The following is a 16,502-nucleotide window of genomic DNA, read 5'->3' on the forward strand; positions in this document are numbered from 1 at the left end:
GGCTGGTCGGTGACCAGCGTAGGCCGTCCGTGTGGCTCCGGTCACCCTGCGTCCCGGTCAGCCTCGGCGAGGAAGCGGCAGGATGCTGACCTCGATGTGTGAGGGGAGGCGGTGGGCGATCGCCGGGCTCTCGGGGCGGACCAGCGTCACCTCTTCGAGCTGGGAGAGCTCTGCCAGCGGTGCGAGGTCGAGGGACGCACGCGCCTGTGTCAGCTGGAGCGTGCGGAGGCTGGGGAAACACTCGGGAAGTACGCCCAGTTCGAACGGGACGTTGCCGAGCACCTGCATCTGTGTCACGTGCGGCAGCGGAGTCCGGCCCCAACTGATGTTGTCCAGGTGGTGCGGCTCGCAGGTGAGCTCCTCGAATTCCGGCAGTTCGGCGAGTTCGGACCAGTCCTCGGGCGGCAGTGGATGCGCGGTCATGACAACGTTCAGCGACTTGAGACCGCGGAGGCGGGATATCCCGGTGAAGGTCTCCGCGTCCTCCGGGAGGAGCAGCGTGGTCAGCTCGGAGAGATGAGCGATGTGGGAGACGCCCGGCCAAGGGGTGCTCTCCCGCAGACACAGCCGGCGGAGGCCGGTGAGTGCCCCGATCCCCTCCAGCCGCGCAAGCGACTGCACGTCCCACAGGTACAGGAATTCCAGGGGCAGCGCGGCCAGCGGAGCGAGGTCCGTCACCGGGCATTCACGGAGGTCGAGCGTGCGCAGGTGCGGGAAGGACCGGACGAACTCCAGTCGGCTCAGTGCGGGGTTGCGTGCGAGGCTGAGCTCGACCAGTTCCGTGCCCGAGCCATGGGCCCGGATGATGTCGTCGGCGGAGAACTCGCCACGGATCCGTGAGGTCGTCCGCTCGCCCAGCCTGCGCAGCCACGCCAGATGCTGTGGTGTGCTCGCCGTGACCTGTACCTGGGGTCGGTTGGGGAGGTGGGCGATGATCTGCCGCGCGTAGGTGTCCGTGTCGAAACGGTCCCAGTGGCCGGCCAGTTGGTGCAGCACGGCGGGGGACGGGTGGTCACGGAACCGGGTCAGGAGTGCGAGCGCGGCGTCGGTGCCGAGTTGGGCCGCGGTGTGGGCCACGGCCAGGGCTTCGTGCGCCTCCAGACTCTCCGGTCCCGGCAGCAACTCGACCACCACCGGGCCGACCTCGGCGAGCTTCTTCGCCTCGTCGACGCTCTGCGGCGGAATCAGCTCCCTGGCGCGCTCTTCCACCTCGCCCCGCACGGCCGGATCCAGCTTCGTGGCGTGCTCCAAGCACGCCGTCGCCAGCAGGTGCAACCGGGTTCGCCACTGCGGTTCCGTGTCTCCCCGCTCCACCAGACCACGCAACAGGCGGGCCCGCTCGTCGGGCCGGGCGTGGGCGACGGCCATCCGCAGCACGTCCTCCCACTGGTCCAGGTGCGCATTCTGCACCAGGACGCCGAAGTCGCGCTCCTCCACGGCGGCCTTGGCCCCCAGGTAGTCCTGGAAGGTGCGGTGGACGAAGTCCACGGCCCCGGGCCCCGGCTCGCGCAGCAGGCCGGAGCGCACCAGCAGAAAGCGGAAGATCGCCGTCGCCGAGCCTTGGTCGGCGACGTACGGCATGGCCGGCAGCATCCGCTCAACCAGGCCGACCGCGTCGCTCTGCGCCATCTCGGAGCGGCCGTTGCGAATCAGCCAGTAGGCGAGCTTCTGCAGAATCTCCACCTGGGACGCCTCGTCCAGTTCGACGCCGGCCGGATGTGCGGCGTAGACGGCGCGCTCCCGGTCCCGCCGCTCCAGCAGCATTGCCAGCGCGGCGTCGTAGAGGGCCTTGCGGCCCCGGGGCAGGAAGCCGTGCCGTTCCCGGTGGAGGGCACAGATCAGACCGCACATCAGGGGGTTGGTGGCCAGCAGGGACAGGTCGGAGCGGGTGCGTACGACCGCACGCAACGAGGCCGCCAGTTCCTCCTCCGCCTCCGCCGCCGCGTGCCAGCGGCCGATGAACAGGTCGACGTCGGCGGGGCGCATGGGGGACAGGGAGAGCTCGGTGAAATCCTCCCGGCTCAGCCAGTCCTCCCGTACGGCGGACGGGCGCGAGGTCACCAGGACGAGGTTGTCCGGGTAGGCGGCCGTCAGATCGCACAGCCAGGCGTGGGCGCGGGCACGCTCCTGTTCCGGAACCTCGTCGATGCCGTCGATCAGCAACACCCCGCGCCCGGCCGCGAGTACGCGGTCCGCCCAGCCGGCGGGCTGGGCTCCGGAGAGCGGGCAGCTGACCGCGGACAGGAAGTCGGCCGGCACCGGCAGCGTGCCGCTCGCGCGGGTGAGGGTGCGCAGCGGCAGCACGAAGGGCACCCGGCCGATCAGGTGCGCGAGCCGCCCGGTCAACTCGGACTGGCGTGCCGTCGTCACGGCCAGCCACTGCACCAGTGTGGTCTTCCCGGAGCCCGCCACACCGCGCAGCAGCACCCGCCGGTGTCCGGCAAGCGCCTGGTCGGCGGGGAGCGCCTTGACAGCGGCGGAGGCGGCCGCCATGCCCTCCGGGTCGTCGAGCGGGTCGGTGTCCGGCCCGTCGGCCGTCGCTTCCAGGCTCAGATAGGCGGTGTCCAGCGGCCACTCGCCGGCCTGCTGGACGTCGATGCCGTAGATGGTGAGCGTGCGGTGCCGGTTGGCGATGTAGCGGGCGTACTGCTGCTCGAACCCCGCGTCCTGCGCGGACTGGGAGGGGACGCGTTCGATCAGGACGTCCACGAGGGTGATCAGCTCGCCCAGTCTGCGGCTCTGCTCGACCAGGGTGCGGGCCACGAAGGTGGAGCGCTGGGTGAGGAAGTGCAGGATGTGCAGGCACGCCGTCTCCAGCACCCGCTGGTGGAGCGCCTCCTCCGCGGGGCCGGCGTCCCGGTGCGGGTCGTGCATGGCGGCCTGTGCCCGGAGGGCGCGGGCGAAGTCGGTGTGGCCGAGGCTGACCGCCTCCACGTCGCTCAGGCCGATGTCCCCGAGCGCGTGCAGGGTGTCGGCGAGCCGCTCCGCTGCCCGCTCCGCCTCGCCGGGTGAGGGGGCCTCGTGCGGTCCGATGCCCTCTACCGCCCGGTCGACCAGCTCCCGGGCGAGCTTCTCCAGCTGCCGACGGCCCAGCTCACGGCGTTCGCCGGTGAAGGAGACCAGCCGTGCGACGCGCACCGGCCGATCCACCAGCCCGGCGCCCGCGCTCTCCGCGATGAACAGCCGCTTGACCAGCGGTGCCAGCACGCTGGAGGCGATGCGCAGCCCGGCGACCCCCGCGTCCATCCCCGACCCCCCCGTTCGGTGCTCGACTCCCCGCAGTACGGGGCCGCGTACGGCGAGCAAGCGTAGAGGGGCCGGTGCGCCGCGTCGATGACGGCCCCCTCGTCCCTCCGGGGCCTGCCGAGTGAGCGGGGCCATATGAGCCGGGTCACGCCCGGCTCGGGTCCGCCGTGAGGTGCGGCACAGGGGCCGGCGGGGCTACGAGGCCCGATAGGAGATCGGGAGCCGCCGCGCGGGCCCGGCCTCCCGGGCGGGACCCGGTGCGGCGGCGCGGAGTGACCTGGGTCTCTCGTCCAGCTACGGAGCTGTTTCGTAGGAGGGGTCCTTGATGCCCCTTTTCGGGCGGGTTACCAAGGGGGCGCGTCCGCTTCGAGGCGCACTCCACGAACCCCCTTCCGGAGGTAGCACCCCTATGGCGATGTCGAGGACCACCCACCGCGCCCGGACCTACACGACGGTGCTGGCCGTCGGAATGGGCGCGTCGATGGCCCTGGGGGCCGGCACGGCGCTGGCGGCCGCGAAGGCCGAGGCGAACACGGCCCAGCACGACATCTTCGCGACCGGCACGGCGAGCAGCCTCGCGAAGTCCACGCAGCAGCAGGCCGACGCGCACCGCAAGGCCGTCGCGGCAGCCGAGAAGGCGGAGAAGCGCGCCGCCGAGGCGAAGAAGCGCGCTGCCGAGAAGGCCGCCCGGGACGCCAAGCGGCTGCAGGCGTCCTGGATCAAGCCGGTCGGCGGCAAGTACGAGCTGAGCGCCTCCTACGGCAAGGCGGGCGGCCGCTGGGCGCACAACCACTCCGGCCAGGACTTCGCCGTGGGCGTCGGCACCCCGGTCAAGGCCGTGCACAAGGGCACCGTCGTCAAGGCGGGGCCGAACGGTGCCGGTGACGGCCCGGCGTACGGCAACGCCATCGTGATCCGGCACGACAACGGTGCGTACTCGCAGTACGCGCACCTGTCGCAGATCGACGTCAAGCCCGGTCAGCAGATCAAGACCGGACAGAACATAGCCAAGTCCGGCAACACCGGTAACTCCTCCGGGCCGCATCTGCACTTCGAGGTCCGCAAGGGCCCGAACTACGGCACGGCGGTCGACCCGGTGCCGGCCATGCGGGCGGTCGGCGTCACCTTCTGACCCGCCCCCGCGGTGCGGCCCGCCGCGGCGCCGACCCCGGTCGGCGCCGAGCGGCCAGCGCCCACCACAGGACACTCCGGCCCAGGGGACGTGCCGGAGTCGGCAGCAGCGCCCGTCATCCGTGACGGGCGCTGCTCGTCTCCGCACCGGGCCGCGGCGCCGGGCCGTGGTGGGCCGAGGTGACCAGCTCCCGGGCGACCTCCAGGGCGGCCCGGCGCTTCTCCTCGATGCCCGCGCCGGAACTCTCCAGCGCGAAGAGCGACGAGTGCATGGTGAACAGGGCCGAGCTGCAGCGCACCTGGTCGGACAGGGCGGCGTCCTCGTCCTTGATCAGCTCCAGCAGGGTGAACATCCGTGCCTTCATCTGCTCGCCCACGGACAGCTCGCGCAGCGCGGCCTGGTTCTCGTGCATGAACCGGACGAGCGGTGTGGCCTTGCTGATGCACGCGCTGTAGCGGTTGAGGATCTCCAGCTTCGTCTCCAGGGTGGTGGGCTGCCGCGCCTCGGCCCAGACGATCACCTCGTCGGCCGGGCCCAGCACCAGATCCTCGAAGAGGCTGGTGACCAGATCCTCCTTGGTCCTGAAGTGGTAGTAGAGCGCGGCCTTGGTGACACCGAGCTGTTCGGCGATCTCCCTGAGCGAGGTCTTCTCGTAACCGCGTTCAGCGAACAGCTCCAGGGCGATGTCCTGGATGCGCTGACGGGTGTTTCCCCTGCTCATGACGGCCCCTTCGGAACTTACTTGACGCCCGGCTAGTGGCGCCCTACTTTGTCCATCGTACTGAACTAGCCGTGCGGCAAGTAAGTGGCGAGCAGAGGGAGTGGCCGCGCATGAGTGCGAGCAGCGCGACAAACGGGGCAGAACAGGAAACGGAGGATCTCCGCGTCGAGGAAGGGCCGAGTCCGGGCCGAGGAATCCCCAAGGCGGCCGAGGACGCGTCCGGGACGGTCCCCGACGCGGCCGAGGCCGCTCCGGGACGCGTGGCCGCCCCCGGAGCCGAGGCCGCGCCACTCGCGGCAGCGGCCACCGAAGCGGAGGGCGGCGACGGCGCCGCCGGATCCGCCTCCGGCGCGGGGGCCGGAGGACGCAAGCCGCGCAGCGTGCGCCTGGTCCTGCTCTCCCTGATGATCGCCGTGCTGCTCGCCATGCTGGACAACATGATCGTGGGCACGGCCATGCCCACCATCGTCGGCGAGCTCGGCGGCCTCGAACACCTCTCCTGGGTCGTCACCGCCTACACCCTCACCACCGCGGCCTCGACCCCGCTGTGGGGCAAGCTCGGCGACATGTTCGGGCGCAAGGGCGTCTTCCTCACCTCGATCGTGCTCTTCCTCATCGGTTCGATGACCTCGGGCGCGGCCCAGACGATGGGCCAGCTCATCGGCTTCCGCGCCGTGCAGGGCCTGGGTGCCGGCGGGCTCATGGTCGGCGCCATGGCGATCATGGGCGATCTGATCCCGCCCCGGGAGCGCGGCAAGTACATGGGCCTGATGGCCGGGGTGATGTCCCTCGCCATGATCGGCGGCCCGCTCGTCGGGGGGACGCTCACCGACCACCTCGGATGGCGCTGGGCCTTCTACATCAACCTGCCGCTGGGCGCCGTCGCGCTCGCCATGGTCGGCACCGTCCTGCACCTGCCGAAGAAGCCGGCCAAGGGACGGATCGACTACCTCGGCGCCGGGCTGCTGACCGCCGGCATCACCTCGGCCGTGCTCGTCACGAGCTGGGGCGGCACCGAGTACGACTGGGGCTCGGCCACCATCGTCGGGCTCGCACTGGTCGCGGTGGTCGCGCTGGCCGCCTTCCCCCTCGTCGAGCGCCGGGTCGCCGAGCCGATCCTCCCGCTGCGGGTCTTCCACAGCAGGAACTTCTCGCTGATGGCCTTCATCGGCTTCGTGCTCGGCTTCGTGATGTTCGGCTCGATGACCTTCCTGCCGCTCTTCCAGCAGAGCGTCCAGGGCGCTTCGGCCACCAACTCCGGGCTGCTGCTGCTCCCCGTGCTGCTGCCGATGATGGTCGTCTCGGTGGTCACCGGCCGGGCCACCACCCGGACGGGCAAGTACCGGATGTACCCCATCATGGGCGGTGCGCTGATCCCCGTCGGCCTCTTCCTGCTGGCGCAGATGGACGTCGGCACCAGCAGGCTCACCTCCGGCCTCTACATGGCGGTGCTCGGCGCGGGCATGGGCTTCCTGATGCAGCTCACCATGCTCATCGCGCAGAACAGCGTCGAGCTCAAGGACATGGGTGTCGCCTCCTCGACGACGACGCTCTTCCGCACCATCGGAGGCTCCTTCGGCGTGGCCCTGATGGGCACCGTCTTCGCCCGGCGGGTCGAGGACTCCATGCGGGAGAGCGCCGCGGCCTCCGGAGGGTCCGGCGGCGGGAAGCAGCTCGCCGACACCGGCCCGCAGCTCGACGCCGCCTCGCTGGAGAAGCTGCCCGCCCAGGTGCGGGAGGCGTACGAGCACGCGGTGGCCGGGGGCACCCACGGGGTCTTCCTGCTGGCCACCGGAGTCGCCCTGCTCACCTTCGTGGCCGCGTGGTTCATCAAGGAGGTCCCGCTCAAGGACGCGGAGGCCCAGAAGTAGCAGCCGGCGCGCGGCGCCCTCGCCGCCGCCCCCGCGCAGGAAGCCCGACCCGCGGGGGCGGCGGCGGGACGGCGTCCGCGCACGCGGGCCGGGTGGCGCCCGGAGGCGGCCTCGGGCCGACGCGGCCCGGCCTCGTCGGCCCGGCCGGGGCCGGCACCGGACAAGCCGGGCCGCAAGACGTGACAGGGCGTGACAGGCCCTCACAGGCCGGGCCAGGCCAGGTCAGGCCGGGCCGGGCCGGGTCAGGTGAGCGGCAGCCGGTAGCGCTTCCCGTCCAGCGGCTCGACCAGCCCGTCGGCCACCAGCCCGTCCAGCGCCCGGGCGCGCTGGACCGGCTCGTGCCAGATGCGGTCGAGATCCGACTGCGGCACCGGCTCCTTGGCGGCCCGCAGCACCGCCAGCAGCCGTCCGCGCACCTGCCGGTCGGTCCCGGCGTACGCCTGGGTGCGCCGGGCGGGCCCCTGGTGGGCGGGGGCGCCCGCGCGCTGCCAGGCGCACTGTGCGGCGATCGGGCAGCGGCCGCATTCCGGGCTGCGTGCCGTGCACACCAGCGCGCCCAGCTCCATCGTGGCCGCCGCCCAGCGCGAGGCGGTCTCGTCGTCCTCGGGCAACAGCGCCCGGGCGAGCTTCCGTTCGGCAGCGGTCGTCGCGTTGGGCGGGTACTGGCGGCCGCTGACGGCGCGCGCGAAGACCCGGCGCACATTGGTGTCGAGCACCGCGTGCCGCTTGCCGTACGCGAACGACACCACGGCGGCCGCCGTGTACTCGCCCACGCCCGGCAGCGCCAGCAACTGGGCATGCTCGACGGGGACCTCTCCGTCGTGCCGTTCCGCTATGGCCTTGGCGGCTCCGTGCAGCCGCAGCGCGCGGCGCGGGTAGCCGAGCCGGCCCCAGGCGCGTACGGCTTCGCCGGGCGCCTCGGCGGCCAGGTCGGCGGGGCGCGGCCAGCGCTTCATCCACTCCTCGTACACCGGCAGTACGCGGTTGACGGGGGTCTGCTGGAGCATGAACTCGCTGACCATGACGCCCCACGCGCCCGCTTCCGGGCGGCGCCAGGGGAGGTCGCGGGCGTGTGTGGCGAACCAGTCGACGACGGGGGCATGGAGGGCGCGCGCCGTCTCGCGCAGGGCGGGGTCGACGGCTTCGGGTTCCGCGGCGCGCGCTGACGGGGCGCCGGCCGAAGCGGCTTGGGAAGTCTCGGTGGTCGCAGTCATGGCACGACCGATCCTGGCACGGCGTCCCTCATCCGAAAAACGCACACGCGGTACGAAAGCCTGTCCGCTGCTCCCGTCCGCGTGTCCGGCGGGTTTCGGGCACGGTGCCGCAAACATCGGAGAAGCCGTACAAGTCCCATTAGAGCGTTTAATCCCAACAATGGGAAAAGAAGTAGCAAAGCAGTGTGAAGCGGTGCGGATCGCCATCCGGGCGCCCGTCCGCTGCCGCTCATCACAACAATTGATACTCCTAGCGGTGGGTGTGGTCCTGTGGTGTGGCTGATGTCTCGTAAGGTTTCCGCGTGGGATCTCTGCGCAATCCGATCGGGCCGCTTCCCTCCTCCATCTACTGGCGCCGGAGGGCAGTTGCCTTTGCCGTCCTCGCGCTGCTGGTCCTGATCGTCGTCTGGGCGGTGACCTCGTTCGGCGGCGACCCGTCCCGGAACGAGGGCAAGGGCGACGGCAAGGACAACGGCCCCGCGAGCACCATCACTCCGGGCCCCACCGACTCCGGCCCGGCGATCAGCGAGCGCCCGGGCGGCAGGGACGAGGAGGACGGCGGCTCCGAAGGGGCGGGCGGTTCCGGAGGCTCCGACGAGGAGGACCGGTCCTCGGCGGGCGGCACCGGCTGGGGCGCGGGAGACGGCTCGGGCGGCGCTGCCGGCTCGGACAAGGACGGTTCGGGCTCCGGTGGTTCGGGTTCGGGTGGCGCCGACGGCGGGGGAGCGGCGGGGGTGCCGGCTCCGCCGGACCTGGCGGCTTGCCGGCCCGGCGCGGTGACCGTGGCGCTGCGCAGCGTCAAGAAGAAGTACGGCCCGGACGAGAAGCCCCGGTTCGAACTGACGGTCACCAACAAGCGGGACAGCGACTGCCGGATCGACCTCGGCCGCACCGCGACGGTCGTGACGATCAACAACCCGGAGGACGCCAAGTTCTGGGCCTCCGACGACTGCCCTCCGACCAGGAAGCCGCTGCCGCGGCTGGTGCCGGGCGACGGCAGCTCGACGCACACCCTCACCTGGTTCCGCAAGGCCAGCGCCGCCAACTGCGGCACCCCCACCTTCGAGGCGCCCAAGCCGGGCACCTACGAGGTCGAGGTGAAGGTCAAGGGGCTGAAGAAGACGGTCCGCACGTCCTTCACCCTGGTGAAGTAGCCGGCCCCCGGACCGGCGGCGGGACGTCCCGCAACCGGCGGCGGGACCCTCCGCGCACCGGCGGCCGCACCTCCGCCGTGCCGCCGTGCCGCGGCCGGCCGCGTCCGGGCCCCGGACCGGGGGACGACAGGACGCACGTGCCGCGCCGGCGCCGTTCGCCGGTCCGGTGCGGGAACCGTCAGACGTACCGTTCGAGGATCGAGGACTCGGCCAGCCGCGAGAGGCCCTCGCGGACCGAGCGGGCGCGCGCCTCCCCGACCCCGTCCACCGCCTGGAGGTCGTCCACGCTCGCCGCGAGCAGCTTCTGCAGCCCGCCGAAGTGGTCCACCAGCCGGTCGATGACGGTGCCCGGCAGCCGCGGCACCTTGGCCAGCAGCCGGAAGCCGCGGGGCGAGACGGCCGAGTCGAGGGTCTCCGGGGCGCCGCTGTAGCCCAGCGCCCGGGCCACGGTGGCCAGTTCGAGCAGCTCGGTGTGGGTGAGCCGGTCCAGGTCGTTGAGCGCGTCGGGTACCGAGCGCACCCGGCGGCCCGCGCCCACCGTCTGCGGCGCGTAGTCCCGGACCACCAGCTCGCGCTCCGGCTCCACCCCCGCGATCAGCTCGTCCAACTGGAGCGAGAGCAGCCGTCCGTCGGTGCCCAGCTCGACGACGTACTGCTCGATCTCCGTCGCGATCCGGCGCACCATCTCCAGCCGCTGCGCCACGGCCGTGACGTCCCGCACCGTGACCAGGTCCTCGATCTCCAGCGCGGAGAGCGTCCCGGCGACCTCGTCCAGCCGCAGCTTGTAGCGCTCCAGGGTGGCCAGGGCCTGGTTGGCGCGGGAGAGGATCGCCGCCGAGTCCTCCAGCACCCGCCGCTGCCCGTCGACGTAGAGGGCGATCAGCCGCATGGACTGGCTGACCGAGACGACCGGGTAGCCCGTCTGGATGGAGACCCGCTGCGCGGTGCGGTGCCGGGTGCCGGTCTCCTCCGTCTCGATGGACGCGTCGGGGACCAGCTGCACCCCCGCGCGGACGATCTTGGAGATGTCCTTGTCGAGGATGAGCGCGCCGTCCAGCTTGCACAGCTCGCGCAGCCGGGTCGCGCTGAAGTCCACATCCAGGACGAAGCCGCCGGTGCACAGGTGCTCGACGCTCCGGTCCATGCCGAGGACGATCAGCCCGCCGGTGTTGCCGCGCAGGACGCGCTCCAGCCCGTCGCGCAGCGCCGTTCCGGGCGCGACCGCGCTCAGTGAGGCGCGCATCAGGCCGGACGCCCCCTCGGCCCTGCCGGGGACCGCTGCCCGGTCGTTGGCTGCCACTGCACTCCTTCGGTCGTGCGGGTGCCTGTCGGCATTCTCTCGACCGCCGGACCCACCGCACCCGGGTGCGGGCCGTACCCGCCCCCTCGTGGTGCCGCGCACAGCCCCCGTGGTGCTCGTGGTCGGTCGAGACCGGGGCAAAGTCTACCGGCGCGCCGAGCGGACCCCTCGCCGCGTGCGCTCCCCGCCGGGCCCGGGCCTCAGCCGGTGCGGGCGGGCCGGGCCGGGAGCACACGCAGTGCCTCCCCGATGTCGGCGACCTCCAGCACCCGCATACCGTCCGGGACGCGGCCCGGGTCGCCCGGCACCAGCGCGTGGGTGAAGCCCAGCCGGGCGGCTTCCGACAGCCGCCGCTGGATCCCGGTCACCCGGCGGACCTCCCCGGCGAGGCCGACCTCGCCGATCGCCACCAGGTTCTTCGGCAGCGGGGTGTCGCCGGCCGCGCTGGCCAGCGCGAGCGCCACGGCGAGGTCGGCGGCGGGCTCGGAGAGCCGCACCCCGCCGACCGTCGCGCTGTAGATGTCCCGTTTGCCCAGGGCGTTGATCCGGCCGCGCTGCTCCAGCACCGCGAGCATCATCGAGACCCGCGAGTTCTCCAGTCCCGAGGTGGTCCTGCGGGGCGAGGGGATCTGACTGTCGACGGTGAGCGCCTGCACCTCCGCGACCAGCGGGCGGCGGCCCTCCAGTGTCACCGTCAGACAGGTGCCGGGGACGGCTTCGGCGCGCCGGGTCAGGAACAGCCCGGAGGGATCGGCCAGGCCCGTGATCCCCTCGTCGTGCAGCTCGAAGCAGCCGACCTCGTCCGTCGTGCCGTACCGGTTCTTGACGCCGCGCACCAGGCGAAGCCGCGCGTGCCGGTCGCCCTCGAAGTGCAGCACCACGTCGACCAGGTGCTCCAGCAGCCGCGGACCGGCGATGGCGCCGTCCTTGGTGACGTGGCCGACCAGCAGTGTGGACATGCCCCGCTCCTTGGAGGCCCGGATCAGCGCCCCTGCCACCTCCCGCACCTGGGCGACGCCGCCGGGTGCTCCGTCGATCTCGGGGGAGGCCACCGTCTGCACCGAGTCCAGCACCAGCAGCGAGGGCTTGACCTCGTCCAGGTGGCCCAGCACCGCGGACAGGTCGGTCTCGGCGGTCAGATACAGGTCGTCGTCGATCGCGTCGATGCGGTCGGCCCGCAGGCGCACCTGGCCCGCGGACTCCTCTCCGGTCACATAGAGGGTGCGGTGCTCGCCGGAGGCGGCCTTGGCGGCGACGTCCAGCAGCAGCGTCGACTTGCCGACGCCGGGCTCACCGGCCAGCAGCACCACGGCACCGGGGACCAGCCCGCCGCCCAGCACCCGGTCCAGTTCGGGTACGCCGGTCGGGCGCGCGGTGGCCTGCTTGCCGTCCACCTCGCCGATGGGCAGTGCCGAGGCCGAGACCCGGCCGGGCGCGGTGGTCCGCACGGCCGGGGCGCCGCCCGTCTCCTCGACGGTGCCCCACGCGTGGCACTCGGGGCAGCGGCCGAGCCACTTGGCGGTCTGCCAGCCGCATTCGGTGCAGCGGTAGGTGGGGCGGTCCTTGGCGGACGACTTACGGGCAGCCATGGCCACACCGTATAGGGGGCCACCGACACCGAAGCCGAGACTCAGGTGCCGGTGGTCGTGGCTCTGCCGCTGACCGACGTCCGGCCGGTCCGCGACGGCGGTGCCGCCCGGTCCGCGACGGCGGTTGCGCGCTGCCGGCTCACCGGTGGCACCCCGCACGTTCCGGAACGCGCGCCGGGCCGCCCTCCGGAACGTGCGCGGTCGGCTGGGCGCAGGATGTGCGCCTGTCATGCGCCCCTTTGTGCCTTTGGTGTCGCCAAACCCACCGAACGTGTTTTGTTTTGACGACGCCCTTCACTCAAAGGAAGGAATCAACTGTCGCGGCCCTCAGCAAAGCGCCATCATCCGCCTACCGTCGCCGGGGTGATGACCAGCAGGCGCGAGCACCCGACGAACGCCCCCGGCGCACCCCCAGCGCACCGGGCGGGCAGGACGACGCACCACCACGTCGCGCACACCGTGGCGGAGTGCGACGACGCGGACCTGAACGGCCTGTTCACCTACTGCCTCGCCGCACTGAGCGAACACGAATCCGCCCTCGCGGCACTGGGTGAGGCGCTCGCCCTCGCGGACCGCCAACGCGCCCGCGGACGCGCCCCCGAGGGCGAGCATGCCCTCCGGCCCTGGCTCTATGCACTGGCCCGCTGGGTCTGTGCCCGGTGGCTCGCCGACCAGCGGGCCGGGGAACGCGCAGGGCGCCCAGCGTCCGTCGCGCGCGAGTGCGCCGCTGGTCCCGCTGCCGCGCGGCGGGGGGCAGGCACCCGGGCGGCCGTCCGGCCCCCGGCCCCCGCCGCGTCTCCGCTCCGCCCGCCCGCCTCGCCCACCGCCGAGCGGGCCGCACCGTTCGGCGACGGCGGCCCCGGCCCGGCCGGGCACCTCCCCTCCCGCGTCCGGCGCCGGCGCGAACTGGCCGCACTGGCCTGGCCGGAGGCCGCAGGCACCTCCCCCGTGCAGCGCGAGGCCCTCGAACTGTCCGTCCGCCACGGGCTGTCCGCCGCCCAGATCGCGGCGATCCTCTCGCTGCCGCCCGCCGCGGCCGAGGACCTGCTGCTGCACGCCGCCTGCGAGGTCGAGCGGACCAGGGCGGCGCTGCACGTCGTCGAGTCCGGCGGCTGCGCCGTGGTCGCCCGGCTCGCGGGGGACGAGCGGCTGCTGTTGGGCACCGCACTGCGCCGGGAGCTGCTGGAGCACGTGGACGAGTGCCCGCAGTGCCGCCGGGCCGCCGAGCGCGCCATGGCCGGCGTCTCCTGGCCGGGTACCGCGCCCGCCTCCGCCGAACTGGCCGTGGTCGCGGTGCCGCGGCCCGCCGTCGAGGCGGCGGTCGCGCTGGCGCGCCGGGCGAGGGCCCAGCGCACCCCGCGCTTCGACCGTGCGGGCTACCCGCAGCGCGAGCAGCCGCGTCCGGCCCGCCGGGACAGGCTGCGCAGCCGCGCACTGACCTCGACGGTCGTCGCCGCGGTGCTGGCGGCGCCGGTGGTCGCGCTGTGGGCCGCCTACCGGGGGGCTCCCGCGACGGGCGAGCCGCAGGCCGACCGGTCGGCCACCGCGCCGGACACCGCGGAGGACGGCTGGAGCGGCGGTGCGACCCGGCCGGGCACCCTGGCTCCCCCGGCCGGCCCCCACGCAGGCCAGGCGGCACCGGACGGTGCGGCAGCGGGCCCGGTGGGCCGGGGGGCGCCGTCCCGCTCGGACGTCCGGGAGCCGTCCGGGCGCGGGACCGGTTCGCCGTCCGTGCCGACGGTGCGGCGGCCCGCGTCGAAACCGGCGGCGGCCCCGCACCGTTCGGTGCCGGTGTCGCGGCCCGCGGTGGCCGCGCCGAGCCTCGCGGCGGCCTCCCCGTCCGGCGGCGGTCCGCCTGCCGACAGCGGTCCGCCCTCCGGGAGCAGCTCCGCGGCGTCGACCGCCACCCCGTCCGCGGCGGAGCCGCCACCCGCGACGAGTCGGCCCGCGTTCGCCGACGTCGCGCCCTCCGGGCCGCCCCGGGCGCCGAGCCGGTCCCCGTCCTGAACGGAGGCGGGATCCCGCACCGCCCGGCCCGTCCGCCGCCGAGACCGCCGGAGCCTCCGGAGGCTCCGGCGGTCTCGGCGCGGGCCGTACGGCGAGGCCGTCACACCCCGGGCGACTCCGTGCGTCCCCGGTCGGCCCCGGCGCCGTGCGGGCCGGTCGCGTCCGGGCCGGCCTCGGCAGGATCGGGCCCGTCCGGGCCGTCCGGGCCGTCCGGCTCGCGGGCGGCGGCGGCACGGTCGGCCGCGGCGCGCGCCGTGGCCGGATGCTCGGCCAGCAGTGGAAGCTGACCGGCCAGCCGCTCGGCGCACAGCTCGGCCAGCCGGTCGTAGCCGGGCTTGCCCATCAGTTCGGTCAGCTCGGCGCGGTAGGACTCGTAGACCGGCTGCCCGGCGCCGTGTGCCGACGGCGCCGAGGTGCACCACCAGTGCAGGTCGTGTCCGCCCGACCCCCAGCCGCGCCGGTCGTACTCGCCGACGGTGACGTACAGCACCTCCTCGCCGTCCGGCAGCTCCACCCACTCGTAGCTGCGCCGGATCGGCACCTGCCAGCAGACGTCCGGCTTGGTCTCCAGCGGCTCGCGGTCCTCGCGCAGCGCGAGGGTGTGCAGCGCGCACCCGGCGCCGCCCTCGAACCCGGCCCGGTTGTTGAAGATGCAGGCGCCCTGCCAGCGGCGGGTCTGCCGCTCGCCCTCGTCGTTGACCTCGGCCCAGCCCAGGGCACCGGTGCCCACGTCGTGGAACTGCCAGGTCTCGGGCGTCAGCCGGGCCACGTGCCCGGCGACACGCTGCTCGTCCTCCTCGTCGGAGAAGTGGGCGCCCAGCGTGCAGCAGCCGTCGGCGGCGCGGCCGGGCGTGATGCCCTGGCAGCCGTTGCCGAACAGACAGTTCCAGCGGGACGTCAGCCACGTCAGGTCGCAGCGGAAGACCTGCTCGTCGTCGGCCGGGTCGGGGAACTCCACCCAGGCGCGGGTGACGTCGAGACCGACCTCCTCGTCGCGTGCCCGGGGCGCAGGCAGCGGCCGTGCGCCGTCCTGCTTCTTGTGCTTCGCCGCTTTCGTCTTACCCACACCGCCCAGCGTACGGGCCGCGGGCCGCGGTGCCCGGACGCCGCTCCCCGGTGTGCTGCGGCGCGGCCCGGACGGGGTGCGGCACACCGCGCGGCGCGGCGTGCCGCGGCGGGCTGCCGCGGCCGGGGGAACTCCCGTACCGTCGGCCGGGAGATGCCCCGGGGCCCGACCTGGAGGTACCCGCAGCGGCGGACCGGTGAGGAGGCTAGCGTGCTGGGTATGAGACTCGGTGTCCTCGATGTGGGATCCAACACGGTCCATCTGCTCGTGGTGGACGCGCACCCCGGAGCCCGGCCGCTGCCGGCCTACTCCCACAAGACGGCGCTGCGGCTGGCCGAACTCCTGGAGGCGGACGGGTCGATCAGCGAGGAGGGCATCGACCGGATCTGCGCCACGCTCACCGAGGCGCTGCAGATATCCGAGGACAAGGGGGTCGAGGCGCTGCTGCCGTTCGCGACCTCCGCGGTGCGCGAGGCGGCCAACGCGGAGCGGGTGCTGGACCGCATCGCCGCGGAGACCGGCGTCAAGCTGGAGGTGCTCTCCGGCGCCGACGAGGCGCGGCTGACGTTCCTCGCGGTGCGGCGCTGGTTCGGCTGGTCGGCGGGGCGGTTGCTGGTGCTGGACATCGGCGGCGGTTCGCTGGAGATCGCCTACGGGCTGGACGAGGACCCGGACGCCGCGGTGTCGCTGCCGTTGGGCGCCGGGCGGCTCACCTCCGGCTGGCTGCCGGGCGACCCGCCCGCCCCGGAGGACGTGCGGGCCCTGCGGCGGCATGTGCGCGCGGAGATCGCCCGCACGGTGGGGGAGTTCAACCGGTTCAGCCCGCCCGACCACGTGGTGGCCACCTCCAAGACCTTCAAGCAGCTCGCCCGGATGGCGGGAGCGCCGCGCAGTGCGGAGGGTCTCTACGCCCGCCGGGTGCTGGGCCGGGGGGCGCTGGAGGAGTGGGTGCCGAAGCTCGCGGTGATGCCCGCGCAGGAGCGCGCGGCCCTGCCCGGGGTCTCGGAGGGGCGGGCCCGCCAGCTGCTGGCGGGCGCGCTGGTGGCGGAGGCGGCCCTGGATCTGTTCGCCGTCTCCGAGGTCGAGATCTGCCCGTGGGCGCTCCGCGAGGGCATCATCCTGCGCCGTCTGGACCGTCTCCGCACGGTGTGAGCCCCGCTCGCGGCGGCCGCCGGCGTGCCGGGCCCGGCGGCCGGGCGGCG

At 73.8% G+C, this 16,502-nt stretch carries 11 protein-coding genes; 5 read left to right on the top strand and 6 right to left on the bottom strand.

Features of this window, described 5'->3' with window-relative positions; translation table 11 throughout:
* Positions 1-57: 57 nt before the first annotated feature.
* Positions 58-3,246, bottom strand: a complete 3,189-nt coding sequence (locus A949_RS0108975) for an NACHT domain-containing protein (protein ID WP_019355674.1) — start codon at positions 3,244-3,246, stop codon at positions 58-60.
* 409 nt (positions 3,247-3,655) lie between these two features.
* Between A949_RS0108975 and A949_RS0108980 the strand changes: the two genes are divergently transcribed.
* Positions 3,656-4,378 carry a M23 family metallopeptidase gene (locus A949_RS0108980; RefSeq protein WP_019355675.1) on the top strand — a complete coding sequence of 241 codons (723 nt, stop codon included), beginning with the start codon at positions 3,656-3,658 and terminating at the stop codon, positions 4,376-4,378.
* Positions 4,379-4,493: 115 nt separating this feature from the next.
* On the opposite strand, the gene A949_RS0108985 is transcribed toward A949_RS0108980, so the two are convergent.
* A complete protein-coding gene (locus tag A949_RS0108985; protein WP_019355676.1) occupies positions 4,494-5,099 on the bottom strand; it encodes a TetR/AcrR family transcriptional regulator in 606 nt (201 codons plus the stop codon).
* A 110-nt stretch (positions 5,100-5,209) separates the two neighbouring features.
* On the opposite strand from A949_RS0108985, the gene A949_RS0108990 reads away from it, so the two are divergent.
* Positions 5,210-6,970, top strand: a complete 1,761-nt coding sequence (locus tag A949_RS0108990; RefSeq protein ID WP_019355677.1) for an MDR family MFS transporter — start codon at positions 5,210-5,212, stop codon at positions 6,968-6,970.
* Positions 6,971-7,212: 242 nt separating this feature from the next.
* On the opposite strand, the gene A949_RS0108995 is transcribed toward A949_RS0108990, so the two are convergent.
* A complete protein-coding gene (locus A949_RS0108995; RefSeq protein WP_019355678.1) occupies positions 7,213-8,184 on the bottom strand; it encodes an A/G-specific adenine glycosylase in 972 nt (323 codons plus the stop codon).
* 302 nt (positions 8,185-8,486) lie between these two features.
* On the opposite strand from A949_RS0108995, the gene A949_RS0109000 reads away from it, so the two are divergent.
* Complete coding sequence (locus A949_RS0109000; RefSeq protein ID WP_019355679.1) at positions 8,487-9,338, top strand: hypothetical protein; 852 nt, start codon at positions 8,487-8,489, stop codon at positions 9,336-9,338.
* Between the two features lie 178 nt (positions 9,339-9,516).
* Here A949_RS0109000 and disA read toward each other — a convergent pair whose 3' ends face one another.
* On the bottom strand, positions 9,517-10,638 hold the full coding sequence (gene disA / locus A949_RS0109005; RefSeq protein ID WP_019355680.1) for a DNA integrity scanning diadenylate cyclase DisA: 1,122 nt from the start codon (positions 10,636-10,638) through the stop codon (positions 9,517-9,519).
* A 200-nt stretch (positions 10,639-10,838) separates the two neighbouring features.
* Positions 10,839-12,227, bottom strand: coding sequence for a DNA repair protein RadA (gene radA, locus A949_RS0109010; RefSeq protein ID WP_026004477.1), 1,389 nt, complete (start codon positions 12,225-12,227; stop codon positions 10,839-10,841).
* A gap of 366 nt (positions 12,228-12,593) precedes the next feature.
* Here radA and A949_RS32930 point away from each other — a divergent pair, with 366 nt between their 5' ends.
* A complete protein-coding gene (locus tag A949_RS32930) occupies positions 12,594-14,234 on the top strand; it encodes a hypothetical protein (protein WP_443332989.1) in 1,641 nt (546 codons plus the stop codon).
* A gap of 100 nt (positions 14,235-14,334) precedes the next feature.
* On the opposite strand, the gene A949_RS0109020 is transcribed toward A949_RS32930, so the two are convergent.
* Complete coding sequence (locus A949_RS0109020) at positions 14,335-15,300, bottom strand: hypothetical protein (protein ID WP_019355683.1); 966 nt, start codon at positions 15,298-15,300, stop codon at positions 14,335-14,337.
* 219 nt (positions 15,301-15,519) lie between these two features.
* Here A949_RS0109020 and A949_RS0109025 point away from each other — a divergent pair, with 219 nt between their 5' ends.
* Complete coding sequence (locus tag A949_RS0109025; protein WP_019355684.1) at positions 15,520-16,452, top strand: Ppx/GppA phosphatase family protein; 933 nt, start codon at positions 15,520-15,522, stop codon at positions 16,450-16,452.
* Positions 16,453-16,502: the final 50 nt, after the last annotated feature.

Source organism: Streptomyces sp. AA1529 (assembly GCF_000280905.1).
Classification (GTDB): Bacteria; Actinomycetota; Actinomycetes; order Streptomycetales; family Streptomycetaceae; genus Streptomyces.

Coding starts and splice junctions, on each gene's coding strand:
- A949_RS0108975 (WP_019355674.1), bottom strand. CDS start 3,246: ATGGACGCGGGGGTCGCCGGGCTGCGCATCGCCTCCAGCGTGCTGGCA.
- A949_RS0108980 (WP_019355675.1), top strand. CDS start 3,656: ATGGCGATGTCGAGGACCACCCACCGCGCCCGGACCTACACGACGGTG.
- A949_RS0108985 (WP_019355676.1), bottom strand. CDS start 5,099: ATGAGCAGGGGAAACACCCGTCAGCGCATCCAGGACATCGCCCTGGAG.
- A949_RS0108990 (WP_019355677.1), top strand. CDS start 5,210: ATGAGTGCGAGCAGCGCGACAAACGGGGCAGAACAGGAAACGGAGGAT.
- A949_RS0108995 (WP_019355678.1), bottom strand. CDS start 8,184: ATGACTGCGACCACCGAGACTTCCCAAGCCGCTTCGGCCGGCGCCCCG.
- radA (WP_026004477.1), bottom strand. CDS start 12,227: ATGGCTGCCCGTAAGTCGTCCGCCAAGGACCGCCCCACCTACCGCTGC.
- A949_RS32930 (WP_443332989.1), top strand. CDS start 12,594: ATGACCAGCAGGCGCGAGCACCCGACGAACGCCCCCGGCGCACCCCCA.
- A949_RS0109025 (WP_019355684.1), top strand. CDS start 15,520: ATGAGACTCGGTGTCCTCGATGTGGGATCCAACACGGTCCATCTGCTC.